This window comes from Bradyrhizobium cedriense (genome assembly GCF_054602315.1).
In genome coordinates, this window is the sequence record NZ_JBTSWB010000001.1 from 196,429 (window position 1) to 214,211 (window position 17,783).

22 protein-coding genes and 1 pseudogene are annotated in these 17,783 nt (G+C 65.3%); 8 read left to right on the plus strand and 15 right to left on the minus strand.

Annotated elements, in window-relative coordinates:
* Nucleotides 1-35 precede the first annotated feature (35 nt).
* Nucleotides 36-815: an SDR family NAD(P)-dependent oxidoreductase gene (locus ACYCVF_RS00985; protein WP_459596657.1), complete on the plus strand. Its 780-nt coding sequence runs from the start codon at nucleotides 36-38 to the stop codon at nucleotides 813-815.
* 154 nt (nucleotides 816-969) lie between these two features.
* On the opposite strand, the gene ACYCVF_RS00990 is transcribed toward ACYCVF_RS00985, so the two are convergent.
* From ACYCVF_RS00990 to ACYCVF_RS01000, 3 genes are read right to left on the minus strand one after another with little or no spacing between them, the layout of a single operon-like run.
* Nucleotides 970-1,764, minus strand: coding sequence for an IclR family transcriptional regulator (locus ACYCVF_RS00990; RefSeq protein WP_459596658.1), 795 nt, complete (start codon nucleotides 1,762-1,764; stop codon nucleotides 970-972).
* Nucleotides 1,765-1,781: 17 nt separating this feature from the next.
* Complete coding sequence (locus ACYCVF_RS00995) at nucleotides 1,782-3,515, minus strand: FAD-dependent oxidoreductase (protein ID WP_459596659.1); 1,734 nt, start codon at nucleotides 3,513-3,515, stop codon at nucleotides 1,782-1,784.
* A gap of 8 nt (nucleotides 3,516-3,523) precedes the next feature.
* Nucleotides 3,524-4,723 (minus strand): ABC transporter substrate-binding protein, encoded by a 1,200-nt coding sequence (locus tag ACYCVF_RS01000; RefSeq protein WP_459596660.1) that lies wholly within the window; start codon nucleotides 4,721-4,723, stop codon nucleotides 3,524-3,526.
* A 458-nt stretch (nucleotides 4,724-5,181) separates the two neighbouring features.
* Here ACYCVF_RS01000 and ACYCVF_RS01005 point away from each other — a divergent pair, with 458 nt between their 5' ends.
* The 4 genes from ACYCVF_RS01005 to ACYCVF_RS01020 all read left to right on the plus strand — a co-directional run bounded on the left by ACYCVF_RS01005 (nucleotide 5,182) and on the right by ACYCVF_RS01020 (nucleotide 7,904).
* Nucleotides 5,182-5,643: an Hsp20 family protein gene (locus ACYCVF_RS01005; protein WP_459596661.1), complete on the plus strand. Its 462-nt coding sequence runs from the start codon at nucleotides 5,182-5,184 to the stop codon at nucleotides 5,641-5,643.
* Between the two features lie 75 nt (nucleotides 5,644-5,718).
* A complete protein-coding gene (locus tag ACYCVF_RS01010; RefSeq protein WP_459596662.1) occupies nucleotides 5,719-6,210 on the plus strand; it encodes an Hsp20/alpha crystallin family protein in 492 nt (163 codons plus the stop codon).
* A gap of 86 nt (nucleotides 6,211-6,296) precedes the next feature.
* A complete protein-coding gene (locus ACYCVF_RS01015) occupies nucleotides 6,297-6,632 on the plus strand; it encodes a hypothetical protein (protein ID WP_459596663.1) in 336 nt (111 codons plus the stop codon).
* A gap of 165 nt (nucleotides 6,633-6,797) precedes the next feature.
* Nucleotides 6,798-7,904, plus strand: coding sequence for a trypsin-like peptidase domain-containing protein (locus tag ACYCVF_RS01020; protein ID WP_459596664.1), 1,107 nt, complete (start codon nucleotides 6,798-6,800; stop codon nucleotides 7,902-7,904).
* Between the two features lie 58 nt (nucleotides 7,905-7,962).
* On the opposite strand, the gene ACYCVF_RS01025 is transcribed toward ACYCVF_RS01020, so the two are convergent.
* Nucleotides 7,963-8,139 carry a hypothetical protein gene (locus tag ACYCVF_RS01025; protein WP_459596665.1) on the minus strand — a complete coding sequence of 59 codons (177 nt, stop codon included), beginning with the start codon at nucleotides 8,137-8,139 and terminating at the stop codon, nucleotides 7,963-7,965.
* Nucleotides 8,136-8,357, minus strand: a complete 222-nt coding sequence (locus ACYCVF_RS01030) for a hypothetical protein (protein ID WP_459596666.1) — start codon at nucleotides 8,355-8,357, stop codon at nucleotides 8,136-8,138. The genes ACYCVF_RS01025 and ACYCVF_RS01030 overlap by 4 nt, the downstream gene beginning before the upstream one ends.
* A gap of 361 nt (nucleotides 8,358-8,718) precedes the next feature.
* Between ACYCVF_RS01030 and ACYCVF_RS01035 the strand changes: the two genes are divergently transcribed.
* Nucleotides 8,719-9,099 (plus strand): hypothetical protein, encoded by a 381-nt coding sequence (locus ACYCVF_RS01035; protein ID WP_459596667.1) that lies wholly within the window; start codon nucleotides 8,719-8,721, stop codon nucleotides 9,097-9,099.
* Nucleotides 9,100-9,164: 65 nt separating this feature from the next.
* Here ACYCVF_RS01035 and ACYCVF_RS01040 read toward each other — a convergent pair whose 3' ends face one another.
* A complete protein-coding gene (locus ACYCVF_RS01040; protein WP_459596668.1) occupies nucleotides 9,165-10,016 on the minus strand; it encodes an HpcH/HpaI aldolase/citrate lyase family protein in 852 nt (283 codons plus the stop codon).
* Entirely contained in the window at nucleotides 10,016-10,519 is a 504-nt protein-coding gene (locus ACYCVF_RS01045) for a MaoC family dehydratase (RefSeq protein ID WP_459597941.1), read from the minus strand. The genes ACYCVF_RS01040 and ACYCVF_RS01045 overlap by 1 nt, the downstream gene beginning before the upstream one ends.
* Before the next feature lie 181 nt (nucleotides 10,520-10,700).
* On the opposite strand from ACYCVF_RS01045, the gene ACYCVF_RS01050 reads away from it, so the two are divergent.
* Entirely contained in the window at nucleotides 10,701-11,867 is a 1,167-nt protein-coding gene (locus tag ACYCVF_RS01050; RefSeq protein WP_459596669.1) for an acyl-CoA dehydrogenase family protein, read from the plus strand.
* 32 nt (nucleotides 11,868-11,899) lie between these two features.
* Here ACYCVF_RS01050 and ACYCVF_RS01055 read toward each other — a convergent pair whose 3' ends face one another.
* The 8 genes and pseudogenes from ACYCVF_RS01055 to ACYCVF_RS01090 form a co-directional block, all read right to left on the minus strand.
* The gene (locus ACYCVF_RS01055) at nucleotides 11,900-13,474 is read right to left on the minus strand and encodes an AMP-binding protein (RefSeq protein ID WP_459596670.1); all 1,575 of its coding nucleotides are present in this window, start codon (nucleotides 13,472-13,474) and stop codon (nucleotides 11,900-11,902) included.
* A gap of 33 nt (nucleotides 13,475-13,507) precedes the next feature.
* Nucleotides 13,508-14,143, minus strand: coding sequence for a uracil phosphoribosyltransferase (gene upp, locus ACYCVF_RS01060; RefSeq protein WP_459596671.1), 636 nt, complete (start codon nucleotides 14,141-14,143; stop codon nucleotides 13,508-13,510).
* Nucleotides 14,140-14,562, minus strand: coding sequence for a hypothetical protein (locus tag ACYCVF_RS01065; protein WP_459596672.1), 423 nt, complete (start codon nucleotides 14,560-14,562; stop codon nucleotides 14,140-14,142). Before ACYCVF_RS01065 ends, upp begins: the two co-directional genes overlap by 4 nt.
* Nucleotides 14,563-14,681: 119 nt before the next feature.
* Nucleotides 14,682-14,870, minus strand: a complete 189-nt coding sequence (locus ACYCVF_RS01070; RefSeq protein WP_459596673.1) for a hypothetical protein — start codon at nucleotides 14,868-14,870, stop codon at nucleotides 14,682-14,684.
* 216 nt (nucleotides 14,871-15,086) lie between these two features.
* Nucleotides 15,087-16,004 (minus strand): annotated as a pseudogene (gene dapA, locus ACYCVF_RS01075) (4-hydroxy-tetrahydrodipicolinate synthase).
* A 23-nt stretch (nucleotides 16,005-16,027) separates the two neighbouring features.
* Entirely contained in the window at nucleotides 16,028-16,282 is a 255-nt protein-coding gene (locus ACYCVF_RS01080) for a hypothetical protein (RefSeq protein ID WP_459596675.1), read from the minus strand.
* Between the two features lie 140 nt (nucleotides 16,283-16,422).
* On the minus strand, nucleotides 16,423-16,701 hold the full coding sequence (locus tag ACYCVF_RS01085; protein ID WP_459596676.1) for a hypothetical protein: 279 nt from the start codon (nucleotides 16,699-16,701) through the stop codon (nucleotides 16,423-16,425).
* A gap of 22 nt (nucleotides 16,702-16,723) precedes the next feature.
* Nucleotides 16,724-17,191 carry a hypothetical protein gene (locus ACYCVF_RS01090; protein WP_459596677.1) on the minus strand — a complete coding sequence of 156 codons (468 nt, stop codon included), beginning with the start codon at nucleotides 17,189-17,191 and terminating at the stop codon, nucleotides 16,724-16,726.
* A gap of 489 nt (nucleotides 17,192-17,680) precedes the next feature.
* On the opposite strand from ACYCVF_RS01090, the gene ACYCVF_RS01095 reads away from it, so the two are divergent.
* Complete coding sequence (locus tag ACYCVF_RS01095; RefSeq protein ID WP_049814895.1) at nucleotides 17,681-17,770, plus strand: K(+)-transporting ATPase subunit F; 90 nt, start codon at nucleotides 17,681-17,683, stop codon at nucleotides 17,768-17,770.
* The last annotated feature ends 13 nt before the right edge of the window (nucleotides 17,771-17,783 follow it).

Consider the following 17,783-nt stretch of genomic DNA (forward strand, 5'->3'; position numbering starts at 1 on the left):
GGCCCTGAGATCGTCACTAGTCCTGGAGCGAAACCATGAAATTATCCGGCAAGGTCGCAGCCATCACCGGTGCGGCGCGCGGCATCGGCAAGGCTTGCGCGAAGAGATTCCTGGATGACGGCGTCAAGGTCGTCATCTCCGATGTCGATGCAGACGGCCTGGCGGCGACCGCCGCCGAGCTCGGCCGTCCCGATGCCTTGCGGGCCGTCGTCGGCAATGTCGCCAGGCGCACTGACGTGGATCAGCTCGTCGCGACCGCCGTGAAGGAATTCGGCCGGCTCGACATCATGGTCAACAACGCCGGCGTCGCCCGCAACCAGGACATCCTCGATATCACCGAGCAGGATTTCGACGAGATCATCGGCATCAACCTGAAGGGCGCGTTCTTCGGCGTGCAGGCGGCGGCAAGGCAGATGATCGCGCAAGGCGGCGGCGGGGTCATCATCAACATGTCCTCGGTGAATGCGCTGCTGGCGATCCCGTCACTTGCGACCTACGCCATTTCCAAGGGCGGCATGAAGCAACTCACCTCGGTCGCGGCGGTGGCGCTCGCTCCCCACAACATCCGTGTCGTCGCGGTCGGGCCCGGCACCATCCTGACCGACATGGTGGCCTCATCCATCTACACCTCGGAGGATGCCCGCAAGACCGTGATGTCACGTACGCCCGCCGGCCGCGGCGGCGAGCCGAGCGAGGTGGCGTCCGTCGTGGCGTTCCTTGCCAGTGACGATGCGTCCTACATCACCGGGCAGACGATCTATCCCGATGGCGGCCGGCTGATCCTGAATTACACGGTGCCTGTGAAGGAGAAGTAGAAGCGTCAAGTCGCCCCACACTCGCTGTAATCGCCCGCGAAGGCGGGCGATCCAGTATGCCGTGACAGCAATGATGGAGCCGATGAGCCGCGGCGTACTGGATTCCCCGCTTTCGCGGGGCATGACAGTCGTTGTGAGGCGAGTAGTCTCCCCCTCACTCCGCCGCGACCGTCATCCCATGGCCGAGCCGCTTCGAAATGCCGGCTGCGCAATCCCTCAAGGCATGTGCGATCGGGCTGTCCCAGCGCGCGTCGAACGTGCCTTCCGGGCCCATCGCGGTAATGACCAGCGCGACGTGACCGGAATGGTCGAACACCGGCGCCGAGAATGCGTTGACGCCGGGCAGGGGATCCCCGAGCGCGCGGGCAAGGCCATGCTTGCGGACTTCGGCGAGCATCTCGGCGACCCTCGCGCCTTTCACCGCGCGCTTCGGATTGTAGCCGACGCCGTGACGATCGAGCCCGCTTTCGAGCGCGGCAGTGATCGTCTTCTCCGGAAGGAACGCCGCAAAGGCGCGGCCCGTCGCGGTCTCCAGCAGCGCCATCACCGAACCGGCCCGCATCACGATATGCACCGGCTGGGCCGGCTCTTCGAGTTGCACCACGGTTGGACCGGATGTGCCCCAGACGGCGAGCGAGACTGCATGTCCGATCTGGTTCGCGAGCGCCGCGATCCTGGGACGCGCGATGCGCACCCCTGAGAGACGGCGCAGGCTGATCAGGCCGAGCTCCAGCGCCAGCGCGCCGATCTCGTAGCGGCCGGTGGTCTCGTCCTGCTCGATCAGGCCGATGCGGGAGAAGCTGGCGAGATAGGGATGCGCCTTGGCGGGCGTCATGCCGGCTTCGCGCGCGAGGTCGCGCAGCATCATCGGCTCGCCGCTCCTTGCGAGCGCGCGAAGCAATTCGCCGCCGACCTCGATCGACTGGATGCCGCGGCTTTCCCTCTTCATGCGCCTCCTGGCGTGGCTTACGCCGCGTTGCGCTTGGCGGCGTTGTCGGCAAGATGCCGGCCGGCAATGTAGCCGAAGGTCAGCGCCGGCCCAAGCGTGATGCCGGCGCCGGGATAATTGCCGCCCATGATGCTCGCCATGTCGTTGCCGGCGGCATAAAGGCCGGGAATCACGCGGCCTTCGGCGTCGAGCGCGCGGGCGTTCTCGTCGGTGACGATACCGGCATAGGTGCCGAGATCGCCGATCACCATCTTGATGGCGTAGAACGGGCCGTTCTCGAGCGGCGCGACGCAAGGGTTCGGGCCGTGCAGTGCGTCGCCCTGGTAGCGGTTATAGGCCTTCGAGCCCTTGCCGAAGGCGGTATCGTATCCCAGCGGTGCGGTCGCATTGAACTGCATGACCGTCTCGGTGAACGCCTTGGAATCGATCCCGGCCTTCGCCGCCAGCGCTTCCAGCGTGTCGCCGCGCATGAGATAGCCGGTATTCAGGTGATGGCCCAGCGGCATTGGGAAGGGCGGCACGCAACCCAGCCCGTACTTCCGAAGCGTCTTGTGATCGCAAACAAGGAAGGCCGCGATCTCCTCACCGGGCCTGGCAGCCTTGATCATGGCCTGGACGAAGTCGTGATAGGAGTTGCCTTCATTGGCAAAACGCTTGCCGTCGCGCATCACCGCAATCACGCCGGGTTTGGCGCGGTCGATGAAATGCGGCATGACGCCCTTCGAGCCGTCCTTGCGCGTGGTCAGCGACACCGGCACCCAGGCTGCCGCATTCGGCAGGCGGTCCTCGACATGCCCGCCGGCGGCTTCCGCCAGACGTAGTCCATCCCCGGTGTTGCCGGTCGGCCCCGGCGAATAATGCTCGTTGCCGGTTGGTGCATGCGGAAACATCTTCTTGCGCCGTGCCACATCATGCGGAAAACCGCCGCAGGCGAGCACGACGCCTTGACGCGCACGCACGCGCACGTCGCGGCCCTCGCGCGAGACGATCGCGCCCGTGACGGTGCCATTCTCGACCGTCAGCTCGCGTACCGGCGAGGACAGCCACATCGGAATCTTCAGATCGAGCGCGGATTTTACGAGACGCCCCGCCAGCGCATTGCCGTTCGTGAGCGTCATGCCGCGGCCATAGCGCAGCACGTCCATCAGATGCCGCGACAGGCGCTTGGCGACGTAGGCCGCGGAGGTCAGCGACTTCGTCACCCGCATGAAATGGATGATCTCCTTGCCGCTTCCCAGCATCATGCCGAACACGGTCAGCTCGGGCAGCGGCATGCCCAGCGTCTTGATGAGGTCGCCGAGCTCGCGGCCGTCGAACGGACGCGTCACCATGGAGCGTCCGCCCTGGGCGCCGCCGGGCGCTTCGGCGTGATAGTCCGGAAACACCAGCGGCATGTCGAAGCGCAGCGCGGTTTCAGTGGTGAAGAAATCGACCGCCTCGGGACCGGCGCTCAGGAAGGCATCGACGCGCGCCGCGTCGTAATTGTTGCCGGCCTCGTGGCGCAAGTATGTGCGGGCCTGTTCCGGCGTCTCCTCGATGCCGTAGGCTTTCGCCAGCGACGTCCCGGGAATCCAGAGCCAGCCGCCGGAGCGCGCGGTGGTGCCGCCGAAGCGCGGCTCCTTCTCGACGATCAGCACGTCGAGGCCGCGATGGCGCGCGGTGATCGCGGCCGACATGCCGGAGCAACCCGATCCGGCCACGAGCACGTCGCAGTCGTAAGTCTCAATGGCGCTATGCTCGGTGCCGGTCATGTCTCACCTCATTTCTTCAGGAGCGGACATTTGGATTCGGAGACCGGGCGAAAGGCGTCCTCGCCCTTCACGGTCTTGACGATGTCCAGATAATCCCACGGCTCCTTCGACTGCTCGGGCTTTTTCACCTTGGCAAGATACATGTCGCGGATGACGCGGCCGTCCTCGCGCAGCTTGCCGCCGTGGACGAAGATATCCTCGATCGGCAGTTCGCGCATCTTGGCCATCACCTTGGCGGAATCGTCGGTGCCGGCGGCCTTGATGGCCTTCAGATAATGCAGAACCGAGCCGTAGACCCCGGTCTGGATCATGGTCGGCATCACCTTGGTGCGCTCGTAGAACTTCTTCGACCAAGCGCGGGTGGCCTCGTCCATGGCCCAGTACGAGGCCGTCGTCATGTAGGTGCCCTGCGCAGACTTCAGGCCGATCGCGTGCACGTCGGTGTCGAACATCAGGAGGCCGACCAGCTTCTGGCCGCCCTGGACCAGGCCGAATTCGCCGGACTGCTTGATGGCGTTGTCGGTATCCTGGCCGGCATTGGCGAAGGCGACCACGTCGGATTTCGAGCTCTGCGCCTGGAGCGCGAAGGAGGAGAAGTCGGCGGTGTTGGTCGGATGCTTCACGCCGCCGAGCACCTTGCCGCCCATCTCGTTGATGAAGCGCGTGGCGTCCTTCTCGAGCTGCTGGCCGAAGGCGTAGTCGGCGGTGATGAAGTACCAGGACTTGCCGCCCTCCTTGATGACGGCGGAGGCCGTCACCTTCGAGAGCGCATAGGTGTCGTAGGTGAAATGCACCGTGTTCGGGCTGCACAGCTCGTCCGTCAGCGAACTCGCACCGGGACCGGACAGCAGAGCGATCTTGTTGCGCTCGCGCACCATGTTGTGCACGGCGATCGCGATGCCTGAATTGGGGATGTCGACGACGGCGTCGACCTTGCCGTTGTCGAACCAACCGCGCACGATCTGCACGCCGACGTCGGTCTTCATCTGATGGTCGGCGCTGATGATCTCGATGGGCTTGCCGAGCACGGTCGGCCCGAACTCCTCCACCGCCATCTTGGCCGCTTCGACCGAGCCCGGCCCGCTGTTGTCGCGGCCCCAGCTCGACAGGTCCGTCAGCACGCCGATCCGCACCGCGTCGTCGGAGATCTGCGCAGAAGCAGCTGAAGTCATGGCCGCGAGCATGGCGGAGGCCAAAAACCCTCTCATCGTCGTTCCCTCTCTTATTGCCGCTTGGTGCGGCGAGTTGCGGTAAATTAGATAATGGCGAATAAGTTTGTCAATGGCGAACCAGTACATCCGACTGGTTCCGTTGCCATGGAGCGGCGGCTGCTTCGGCCTCATTGGGAGCGACGCAAAGGCTCCTCGCGATGACGGTGATGGCAGTCGTGCGCAAATCTCGCGCCGTATCGCGCGAGAGCCAGCGCGTTTGCAGGTTGCTTCCAATGTCCGACGCCTCGCCGGCCGCCGGGGCAGGGCCTCGAAATTTTTCAGGCGAGCCTCTTGAAACCGATTTCCGGATTTCTAAGTCGTTTTTCGCCGCGAGAGCGGTGTGCCGGATGCCAGAATCGGGTCCGGCGCGGGCGCCGGGCTGGTCTGTTCGGACCTGTCTGAATCTCCCGCCTTGCGCTCCTTCGTATCCATCTTGCTCTTTGGAGGACTTGGTTATGAGGACCAGTTTCGACTTCGCGCCCCTGTGGCGCTCCACCATCGGCTTCGATCATCTGGCCGACCTCGTCGACAGCACGTTGCGCCAGGCGACCGAGGACAACTATCCCCCCTACAACATCGAGCGTTCCGGCGAAGACCACTACCGGATCAGCCTTGCGGTGGCGGGCTTCGGCCTCAACGACGTCACGGTGACGGCCGAACAGAACGCCCTGACCATCGAAGGCCGGAAGCCCGAGACCGCCGCGCGCGAATACCTTTACCAGGGCATCGCCGCGCGTCCGTTCCGGCGCGTGTTCAACCTCGCCGACTACGTGCAGGTGAAACAGGCCTCGTTCCAGGACGGGCTCCTGATCATCGATCTCGTCCGCGAGGTTCCGGAAGCGATGAAGCCGCGCCGGATTCCGATCGCGGGCGGCTCACCTGCAGCATCGCAGATCGAGCAGAAGAAGGCTGCCTAAGCGCTCGATCGATTGAGTGGCGGAACGCGGCGCGCCATGCGCGTCCGCGCTCCCCGATGCATGGAGGAGAGAACCATGGGCTTTCGTGATCTCATTCCCTGGTCGAGAAACCAGGAGCTTGCGCCGGCGCGCGACAATTTCGATCCGTTCCTGACGCTTCACCGCGAGATGAACCGTCTGTTCGACGACGTCTTCCGCGGCTTCGGCGGGTCAAGCCTGTCGCCGTTGATGGAGGGCCGTTTCGGCTGGCCGAAGGTCGAGCTCAGCGAAACCGACGAGACGCTGACCGTCTCGGCCGAGCTTCCCGGCCTGACTGAAAAGGACGTCCAGGTCGAGATCGCCAATGGCGTGCTGACCGTCCGCGGCGAGAAGAAGTCGGAGCGCAACGGCGAAGGCAGGTACTTCACCGAGCGCTACTACGGCGCTTTCGAGCGGCAAATCCCGCTGGACGGCGTCGAGGAAGACAAGGCCGAGGCGTCGTTCAAGAACGGCGTCCTGACCGTGTCGCTGCCGAAGTCGGAGAAGGCGCGCGAAGGCGTCAAGCGCATCGCGATCAGTGCGCACTAGTGTCCAAGGGGACGGCGGCGATTGGCGCCGCCGTCTCATCGTCAACAAGCCCGTCCCCCGGAAAGGAGCATGAGGGAGACACACCAATGACCAACGTGAATCTCGATCCCGGCGGTCTCAATCCGCTGTTCCACCCTGCGGCCCACTACGACTCGCCTGCCGACGTTCTGAATGCGCAGGAGCTTTCTTCGCCGGAGAAGCGCATCATCCTGTCGTCCTGGGCATCCGACATGTACGCGGTCGAATCCTGTCCCGCCTTGCGCGAGATTCCCGGCATGAGCCACACGGTCCGGCTCGCCGACATTCTGGCCGCCTTGCGCAAGCTCGACGGCGACAATGACAACGACGACCCGCCGCGGGGCGGCGGCGTGCCGATGCGGCTGCGGCGGCCATGGGCCGCCGCAGAGAGGCGGGCCGCGTGATGTTCACGCCCACCGTTCTCGGGCTCGTGCTGCTCGGCCAATCCGCTGCCGCCTGGGCGGTTCCGTTTCTGGCCCTGCAGGGCTGGATCGTCGCCTCACGCGACGAAGGCTGACGCCACGAAGGTCCCGAACATCCCCACAAACACAAAGCGGCAGGTGACGATGATGAATGCTGTGCGTCTGCTCTCGCTGGCCTTGCTGGTGCTGACGCTCACGGCGTCGCAGCCTGCCGCCGGCCAGATTCCGGATCTGAAGACGGGCGGGTCGGTGCCCACCCTGGCGCCGCTCGTGCGTCAGGTCACGCCCGCCGTGGTCAACATTTCCGTGCACGGCCGCGTGCGCGAGGACAATCCGCTCTATCGCGATCCGCTCTTCCGCGAATTCTTCGACGTTCCCAGGCAGATCGAGAAGGAGGTCAATGCGACCGGCTCCGGCGTCATCGTCGACGCCCAGCGCGGGCTTGTGCTGACCAACAATCACGTGGTCGAAGGCACCTCCGCCGTTCAGATCACGACCAAGGACGGCCGGCAGTTCTCCGCCAAGGTCATCGGCCGAGATCCTCCGACGGATCTCGCGGTGCTCCAGATCCAGAACCCGGCCGGGCTGAAGGCGCTTTCCTTCGGCGACAGCGACGGGCTCGAGGTCGGCGATTTCGTGCTTGCGATCGGCAACCCGTTCGGCCTTGGCCAGACGGTGACGTCCGGGCTCGTCAGTGCGCTGGGCCGGACCGGTCTCGGCAAGCAGGGATATGAAGACTTCATCCAGACCGATGCGGCGATCAATCCCGGCAATTCGGGCGGGGCACTGGTCAGCCTGCGCGGCGAACTCGTCGGCATCAACTCTGCAATCATCTCACCTGCGGGCGGCAATGTCGGCATCGGCTTTGCCATCCCGGTCAACATGGCGCGCAAGGTGATGGAGCAGATCGTCGCGAGGGGCCGCGTCGAGCGCGGCCGCATCGGCATTTCGCTGAAGGACCTGCATCCGTCGATCAACAAGGGACTGAATCAAGGTGCCGTCATCGCGGAGATCGCTGCGGATTCGCCCGCGGAGAAGGCGGGCTTGCGTAAGGGCGATATCGTGACCGGAGCCGACGACCGTCCGATACGCACCGCGGCTCAGCTCCGCAACACGATCGGCCTTGCCCGCGTCGGCGAGGATGTGAAGCTCACCCTGCTGCGCAACGGCGCGCCACTCATCGCGACCGTGAGGGTGGCGCCGGCGATCGAATCGAGCAGTGCGCTCGGTGGCTCCAATCGCCTCGTTCGCTGAACCGAATACAGGGCCAGTCCGCGGAAGGGCGGTTCGGCCCTCCCGATGATCTCCGAACTCAGGCCGCGCGGTGGTCCAGTCCGCCTTGCAGGTCCCGGATCAGCCGCCGTTCGCGTTCGATGCGTTGGCGATAGAGCTCGCGCTCATGCTCGGTCTTCGCGCTTGCAAGAAGCAGCTCGTAATGGCCGATGACCTTCTCGCTGCCTCGAATGAGCAGCTCTCGCTGACTGTTCATTGCGCCATCCCCGCCGCGTCGGCCGGTGCTCTGGAGGCGCAGGAAGCGACCGGGAAGGTCACTGCGGTCAGGCCATCGAGCGCCGATTGCTCTTCCGCGAGGCGTCTCTCGATGAAATGACGCTCAAGCTGCGACAGCCTCGTCTCGAGCAGACGCCGGTAGCGGTGGATGTTGTTGCGGTGGGCACGAATGCGGGCCAGATTCTCATCGAGCATCATCGTCTCTCCAGACGGTCGCGTTAGATCCTTTGATTGCTGAGAGGGTGAGAAGTCTTTCTCGGCGAGAAAAATATGCAACGGAGGATCGCTGTCAAGATGCGTGGAGCCGGTCCCGCTGTCGTCCTTGCGATCTCCGGAACGGCATGGCGACGAAGAACCGCAACGGCTTCGACCACGCCGCGGTACTCGGCCCGATCCACGCGGCCAGGCGGCCGCCTGCGCTCGGCACGTCCGGCGCTGATCGTCTGGCCTGACGCGGGGTTGCCGAGTTCCATTTGGCCATTGCCTCTTGTTGGCCGGCAAGCGAACCTCGTGCGGCCATATTTCGGCACGAGTGATTTCCCGAGAGGGAGGCGCTCCGATGACCAAAGCTCTGATCACCGCTGTTGCAATGCTGGCGTGCGTGCCGGCGAGCGCGATCGCGCAGGAGCGCGCGGGCGATGCAGCGCTGGGTGCTCTATCCGGTGCCGTCGTGCTGGGCCCGGTCGGAGCCGTCGCCGGAGCTCTGGTCGGCTACACGGCCGGACCTTCCATCGCCCGATCCTGGGGCCTGAGAGGTTCGCGGCCGGCAACATACCGGCAGCCGCCTCGCCGCGCGGCCACGGCCCGCGTCCCACCGCGCACGCGCGAGGCGATGGCTGCCAACGGCCAGATGCGAGCTGCCGGCAATCCGCCGCCGGTTCAGGCCGCGCCTGCCATGCCGGCGCAACCTTCGGCACCGCCCGTTCAGGGGTTCGACTAACGCCGAAACTTCAGGTCGAAGCCTTCGGACGCAGACGATCGAGCTGATGCGGCTCGCGCCATGGTCTAGGGGTGGCCCAGGATCTTCTTCGCGGCGCGAAGATGCGGCTTGTCGATCATCTGGCCGTCGAGGCGCAGCGTGCCGGAATCGGGATTGCTCGCGAACGCCGCGATCACCTTCTCCGCCCATTTGCGCTCGGCGTCGGTCGGCTCGAACGCCGCGTTGACGACGTCGACGTGCTTGGGATGGATCAGCGCCTTTGCGGAGAAGCCATCGCGCCGTGCCGCGCGCGTCTCGGCTTCGAGGCCCGCGAGATTATCGATGTCGGTGTAGACCGTGTCGATCGGCGCGACCTCGGCCGCCGCCGCGGCCATCAGGCAGAGATCGCGCGCCAGCCGATAGGGGCTGTGAAACACGCCGCCGCTCGCTTTCTCGGTCGCGCCGAGCGAGGCGGAGAGATCCTCCGCGCCCCACATCAGGCCGGCAAGGCGAGGGGAGCAGCCCTTGTAGCTGCCGAGCCCGAAGATCGAGCCGGCGGTCTCCGTCGCGACGCAGACGATACGAGTCGCGCCGATCGCGATGCCGGCCGCTGCTTCCAAGGCCTCGAGCCAGGTCGCGACCCGCCGCACGTCGTCGCCGCCCTGCGATTTCGGCAGCACGATCCCGTCGGGCCTGCCCGGCATCACCGCGGCGAGATCGGCCAGCGTCATGCCGGTGTCGAGCGCGTTGACCCGGACATAGAGCTGATGTGGCTTGCTGCGTCCTTTCAGCATCGCAAGCGTCAGTCCGCGCGCCTCCGCCTTCTTCTCGGTGACGACGGAGTCCTCGAGATCGATGATCAGCGCGTCGGCCTTGCCTTCGCTCGCCTTCTCGAATTTGCGCGGGGAATCGCCCGGCACGAACAGCATCGAGCGCATCAGACCGGCCTCTTGTGCATCATCGCCATGCGGCGGCATTTGCCGACGATCTCGTCGTTCTGGTTCAAGGCATGGTGTTCGAACTCGACGATGCCCGCCTTGGGTCGCGATTTGGATTCACGCACCGAGAGCACCTTTGTCGTGGCCCGCAACGTGTCGCCATGGAAGACCGGCTTTGGAAACGTCACGTCGGTCATGCCGAGATTGGCAACTGTCGTCCCCATGGTCGTATCATAGACCGTCATGCCGATCATGATGCCCAGGGTATAAAGGCTGTTGAAAGTGCGCTGGCCGAACTCGGTCTTCTCGGCGAAATGCGCGTCGATGTGCAGCGGCTGCGGATTGAGCGTCAGCAGGCTGAACATGGTGTTGTCCATTTCCGTGACGGTCCGGGACAGCGGATGCCTGAATTCCTGGCCCACGGAAAAGTCTTCGAAGTAAAGTCCGGCCATCGCGGTTTCCTCCCTGCGAAATAACGGCGCGCTCGCACCGTCGCGCCGCATGACGCCATGCATGGTAGACACACTTGATCGACAAATTCACGTATCTGTACCCGGTTTTTCAAGTTAAAGAACGCGAGCGAGGGAACGTCCGGGCGCAGCAATCGGCCACGGCCTTGGAGTGGGAAACGCGAAGAGCAGGGAGATGGCGTGAATCGCTGCTCCCGACAAGGAGACCAGGAACATGGATTTCGCGCTCACGGATCAGCAGGAAGCCATTCGCGACGCCATCGCGAAGATCTGCGAGGGGTTTCCCGACGCCTACTGGCTGAAGAAGGATCACGACGGCGGCTTCCCGCACGACTTCCACAAGGCGCTGGCGGACGCCGGCTGGCTCGGTATCTGCGTCCCGGAAGAATATGGCGGCTCCGGGCTCGGCATCACCGAAGCCGCGGTCATGATGCGCACCATCGCGGAGTCGGGTGCCGGCATGTCCGGCGCCTCCGCGGTGCACATCAACGTGTTCGGCCTCAATCCGGTCGTCGTGTTCGGCACCGAGGAGCAGCGCAAGCGCATGCTGCCGCCGATGGTCGAGGGCCGTGAGAAGGCGTGCTTCGCCGTCACCGAGCCGAACACCGGCCTCAACACCACGCAGCTCAAGACCCGTGCGGTCGCCAAGAACGACCGTTACATCGTCAACGGCCAGAAGGTGTGGATCTCGACGGCGCAGGTCGCGCACAAGATCCTGCTGCTGGCGCGCACCACGCCGCTGGAAGAGGTGCGCTCGCCCACCCACGGCCTCAGCCTGTTCTATACCGATTTCGATCGTAACAGGATCAAGGTCCACGAGATCGAGAAGATGGGTCGCAAGATCGTCGATTCCAACGAGCTGTTCTTCGAGGATTTCGAGATCCCGATGGAGGACCGTATCGGCGCAGAGGGCAAGGGCTTCGAGTACATCCTCGAAGGCATGAACCCCGAGCGCATCCTGATTGCCGCGGAGGCGGTCGGCCTCGGCAAGCTGGCGCTGTCGCGCGCCACCGAATACGCCAAGTCCCGCGTCGTGTTCAATCGCCCGATCGGCAAGAACCAGGGCATTCAGCATCCGCTCGCAGTGAACTGGGTGGAGCTCGAGGCTGCCTGGCTGATGGTGATGTCGGCAGCCTGGCAGTACGACAAGGGCATGCCGTGCGGCGCCGCGGCCAATGCCGCGAAATATCTCGCGGGCGAAGCAGGCTTCTCGGCCTGCGAGCAGGCGGTGATGACCCATGGCGGCTTCGGCTATGCCAAGGAATTCCACGTCGAGCGCTACTTGCGCGAAGTGCTGATCCCGCGCATCGCGCCGGTCAGCCCGCAACTCGCGCTCAGCTTCATCGCGGAAAAGGTGCTGGGGCTCGCGAAGTCCTACTGAGCGCCTCGTCGGGGGCGAGCCAAGAAGGCGGCTTATTCGGCGGCGATCCGCTCCATCGCCATGGCGCGAAGCCTGCCGCGCTGGATCTTGACGCCGTTGGCGCTGTCGGCGACGGGGAAGGCGTCCACCACATAGATCCGCGCCGGCACCTTGTAGCCGGCGAGCCGCTCGCGCAGATGCGCCGTGAGCGCTTCCTGCTGCGGCGGTGCCCCTGCCGGGATCACGAAGGCGACGCAGCGCGCCTGGCCCTTCAGATCGACAGCAACCACCTGGGCGTCGGCCACGCCGGTGCAGGATTTGAGCTCGTCCTCGATCTCGCCCGGCCCGACCAGAAAGCCGCCGAGCCGCATCGCGTCGCCGGCGCGCGTCTCGTAGACGAAGGAGCCGTCGCCGCGCAGACGGCCGATGTCGCCGGTGCGGAAGAACCCGTCGGCGGTGATCGCTTCGCGCGTCGCCTCGGGATTGTTGAAGTAGCCGAGGAAGCGTGACGGTGCGCTGATCTCGATCTCCCCGGAGACGCCCTGGGCCGCAATCTCACCCGTCTCGATGTCGCGGACGCGGATTTTCGCATTTGGCGACATTGGCCATCCGCCGCCCTCGATGCGTTCGGCGAAGGCGTCACCGGCGCGGGCGATCGAGAACAGCGCCTGCACCTCGCTCGAGCCGTAGAGGCCGAACAACGGCATGCCGCGCGTCTCGGCCTCCGCTGCAAGCTCGAGCCAGCCGGGCTGAAACGCGGCGAAGCCGCAGACTTCGAGATGTGAAAATGGGCGCGGCGCATCGGTGAGGGCGAGAATGCGCCGGAACATCTCGTCCGAGCCGAAGGAGTGCGTGATCCTGCGCTCGCCAAAGATCTTCAGGGCCGGCGCGGCTTCGAAGGCGTCGAGTACATGGATGGTGGCGCCGGCTGCGATGAAACCGAGCAGGCTCGTCATGCCGAAGGTGCCGCAGAACGGCAGCATGGCCAGCAGCGAATGACGCTGGTGATCGAGACGGAGCGCGCGGGCGACGGAGGCGGCGTGCGTCGCCAGCGTCCGCTGTGAATGTGCGACGAGTTTCGGCCCCTTGGTCGTGCCTGACGTCGTGTAGAGCAGCACTGGCAGATCGACGTCGCCTTGAGCAGGCGGAGCCGGCGGATAGGGCTTGTCGAAGGCATCAAACCGCATGCAGGGCCAGTGTGCCGGCATCGCGCCCGCGCCGACCACGGCGAGCTTCTGCAGCGCGGGCACCTCGGCCTTGGCGATATCGGCGAGGATGGCGGCAAAGTCGATCGAGCGGAATGCGGCCTCGACCACCATCAGCCTGGCACCGGACACCCGAAGCAGGTGCGCGACTTCCGCGCTGCGGTAGCGCGTATTGACGGCGGCGACGACCGCGCCGAGTCGTGAGGCGGCGAACAGCAGCGCCAGCCATTCGACCCGGTTGACCAGCCAGACCGCGACGACGTCGCCCCTGCCGATGTCTTGGGCCGCAAGCCAGGCGGCGGTCTGCTCGACCTTGGTTGAGAATTCCGCACGAGAGACGGGTGTGCCGTCGAATACAAACGCAGGATCGGCGGCGGTCTCGATCCGGATCAGCGATTGCAGCGAAAAATCGTTGGTGCTCATGGCAATCGGAGTAACCCGATCGCGCCGAGCTGTCTACTTGGTGCCGAACATCCGGTCGCCGGCATCGCCCAGGCCCGGCACGATGTAGCCGTGGTCGTTGAGCCGCTCGTCGATCGCCGCGGTCCAGATCGGGACGTCGGGATGTTCGCTCTCGAACTGGGCGATGCCCTCGGGCGCGGCCAGAAGGCAGACGAAACGGATGTCGCGCGCACCGCGCGCCTTGAGCAGGGACGCGCCGGCGCAGGCCGAGTTGCCGGTCGCCAGCATCGGGTCCATCAGGATCACGGTGCGGTCGGACAGGTCCTGCGGCGCCTTGAAGTAATATTCCACGGCCTGCAACGTCTCCGGGTCGCGGTAGAGCCCGATATGGGCGATGCGGGCCGAGGGCATCAAGGCGAGCATGCCGTCGAGGAAGCCGACGCCGGCGCGCAGGATCGGCGCCAGCGTCAGCTTCTTGCCGGCGATCTTGGGCGCCCGCATCGGCGCGATCGGCGTCTCGATCTCGACCAGCTCCAGCGGCAGGTCGCGCGTCACCTCGTAGCAGAGCAGCATCCCGATCTCGTTCAGGATCTCGCGAAAGCTCTTGGTCGAGCGGTCCTTCTCCCGCATCAGGGAGAGCTTGTGCTGGACCAGGGGGTGGGTGACGACGTTGACGTTGCCAGTGCTCATGAAACCGCTCTACACGGTTCCACGAAATTGTGCCAGATCGGCCGAGTCTTTTCCGTGGGAGACGCAGCCTGACGGGGCATCGCGATCGCGCTGCGGGCGCGGTTGCTCGCCTCGTAGGCAGCCATGGTCAGCTCGCGGTCGATCGCCATACGCATGGCGTCCATTGCCGGCTGGCGAAGGCGCCTCTTCGCGGTCGCATGCGACGGCTTGTGGCTGGCGAGTGAGCCAGCGATGGTCTCCTCGAGCGTGGTGTCGACCATCTCCGGCGCGACCTGCGATCGAGAAAACGCCTCCTCCGGCTCGTACATCTCGCCCAGCGTGATCACGAGCGGCAGGATGCCGCCCCAGACCAGGCTCAGCGTCATCGTCAGAATGGTCACGGTGACGGCCTGCTCCAGAGCTCCCCTGAAGGGCTGCATGCTAGCTGTCCGAGGTCGGGTTCGCGGTTGCGCGCATGCCGAGCAGCAACGCGCCCATCAATGCGACCAGCACGACGATTTTCAGCTCGATCATGTCTTGACCTCGTCTGCCGCGCCGGTCAGGCGGGGAGATGCCAGACATGGATTGCGATTCTCAACGCGATCAGCGCGGTGAGCACGCTGCCCATCGAGAGCAGGCCGAGCGCCTGGAGCGCGATACGTTCGAGCTGCGCCTTGCGCACTTCCGAGATGCGGGCCGTGCGTTCGGTCCCGAAGGGCCGGTCAAAACCATCTGTCAGGATCGACATCGTGGAAGTCCTTGTCCTTGCGCAGCGAGACGGCCGCTCCAATCTGCCGCCTATGATGTCCATCGTTGCGTAGGATTGCGAGATGAGCGCCGGCGCATCCGCATAGGAATGTCATAGAGATGCCGATCCTCGCGTCGGCAGCCCTCCGAAGAGATCAGGTTTCCGCTTCGGTCGCGCGGCCTGAGACGGCGCGGGATTCCGGACGGACTCGATGCGTCAAGCGCCGACCCCGTCGATCAATTCTTCGTCGGCGATCGCAGCGAATGCGCGCACCACACCTCTTTGCGCGACTGCGTCCAGCGGCACGATCGGAAGCCTGGTCGCGGCGGACATCAGGCCAAGAAGGTTGAGACCGTATTTGAGCGCGGCCGGACTTTCCCTGGACAGGCAGGCGATGAGCGGGATCAGGCGCCTGTGCAGATAGCGGGCGGATTGCAGCCGGCCCTACCTGAGATGCGAGAAGATCGTGCGACAGAGATCCGGCGCGATGTTGGCGACTTCCGAGATCGCGCCGTCGCCGCCGTCCGCGATGACGCCGAATGCGGTGGTGTCGTCGCCGGAAAGGAAGCGAAAATTTGCCGGCAAGTTGCGGGACAGTCGCATCGGACGGGCGATGTCACCGCTCCCATCGCGCAGGCCGACGAACTGGCGGGACTCGACCAGACGCAGAAGCGTTTCGTCGGCGAGCGGGCGCAGCGTACGGAAGGGATTGTCGTGCAGGATCACGGGCAGTCCGATCGCACCGGCGATGGTGCGGAAATGCGCGAGGATGCCCGCCTGCATCGGCTTGTTGTAGGCGGGCACGACTGACATGACGGCATCGGCGCCGGCCGCTTCCGCGCGCCGCGCAAGCGCGATGGCGTGGCTGGTTGCATTGGATACTGCGCCTGCGATGACCCGCACGCGGCCGCAGGCGACGTCGACCGCGGTGCGGATGACGAGCTCCTGCTCGGCCGGCGAGAGCGTCGGCGCCTCCCCGGCCGTCTCGCAGATGACGATGGCCGGCACGCCGGCCGCGACCTGTCGTTCGCACAATGCGGCGAACGCCTTGAGATCGATCGCATCTGCCGTGTCGAACGGGGTCGGCAGGTCCGGAATGAATCCGGTGAACCAGGCGGCGGGAGGGATGAGCATGGTTTTCGCCCGTTGGCGCCGGCTCAGGCGGCGCGCTGCGCGACGGTGGTATTGGGCTTCTTGCCCATGTCGAGCTCGATCTCGCGCGGCAGCTCGACGATGGTTTCCGGATGCTGTCCGTTCTCGAACAGCGCATATTTGATCGCCTGGGCGCGGCTGACGAACAGGCCGCCATAGAGGCCGCTCTGCTCCTGAGCGACCCATTGTCCCCGGCGGTTGCGGCCGATGAAGACGATGGTCGAAGGCGAGCTGCACGAGGGAGGTTCGACGAGTTTCACGGGGTTTGATCCTTCTGAACGACGCCGGCCTGGGACACATGTCCTCGCCGGCGTGCTCAATATCCTCAGTCGCGAATATGACTTCGAGGATGGGTGCACAGCGATCTCATAGGAAGATCATAAAGCCCGCAATGTGCCGTTCAGGCCGGATCAATGACGACGTGGACCAGCGCGAACAGCGCGCCGAACGCGACAGCCTCGTCCCAATGATTGAGCGCAGCTCCGAACAGCGGCTCCCGCCTGACGAGGCTGGCGAGCGCGCACAGGACGATCGACATCCAGAGCAGGACGGCGAAGCTCCGGCCGAAGCCGACGCTGCCGAATGCGGCAAAGCCTGTGAGCAGCGCGAGCCGGACGGCGAAACGCGCGATCACGCGCGACGGGCTCAGCATGCGCGGCAGGTCCGGAGCTTGCGGCATGGCGCCGATCCGTCGGGCGTGTCTAGCCGAAATTGTCGCAGACGACCGGTTCGTAGAGCGGATCCGGCACGGGACGAACGGAAGGAACGCTCGGCCGCGATACATCCGCCGCCAGCGTCCGGACGTCGTGGAACGCCGACAGCAGGGCGAGCGCGAGGTCGGGATGACGCGCCTCGACCGCGGCGTCCAGCCAGTCCGGCAGCTCTCGCTCGCGCGAGAGCGCGCAATGCCACTCGCCTTCGTCATAGGCGATGCGGCGGACCTGCCACATCGGCAGCTCCAGCTCCATCAGCACCAGCGCCGCGTCGGCCCATGCCTCGGCGTCGATCAGGCGCGCAAGGCGTGCGGTGCGGTCGTTCTGTCCGAGCGAGGGGATGCGCCGGCAGGTCTTTTCGACGATCTCGATCATCAACGGTCGCGTCATCGCCTGCGCATTGCGCAAGCGGTCGCCGAGCGATGGCGGATCGTAGCGTCGGAGAGCAGCGGTCATGTCAGGCCTCCTGGAGTTGGCGTCGGTCAGTCGGCCGGCCTCTCCAAGATGGCTGGAACGGCATTTGAAAACGAGATGACGAGGGGGCGCGAGATATAGGGATTTCATAAAGGGGGGCGGTGCGGCCAATCTCGCTCGCGGTCCCTCGCGAAGGCCGGGACGACGGCCTCGATCGGCTCGCGTTTGGCCGCGCGGGGGGCGGGGCCTTTATGAGATTCCTATAACTTTGCCATAGCCCTCATCTCGAAAACCTATGTCCCGAGTGGCACTTCGGTGCAGTGAAAGCTCCGGGCAGGCGCCGCGGGACATGCGCTGTGTCTAATCCACCGCAAGCTGCCTGCCGGAAGCAGAGACATGGTTGCGTCAGACACAGAGCGCAACGAGGAGCATTTCCATGATGGACATTCTCATGCTGGCACTGGGGTTCGGCTTCTTCGCGCTCGCGATCGGTTACACCTACGTTTGCGAACGGCTGTGAGGGAGCGGGCCATGATCTTCGATTATGCACTCGCCGGCGCCGTCTCGTTCGGCCTCCTGCTCTATCTCACCTACGCACTGCTGCGGCCCGAGCGGTTCTGACGCCATGCTGCTG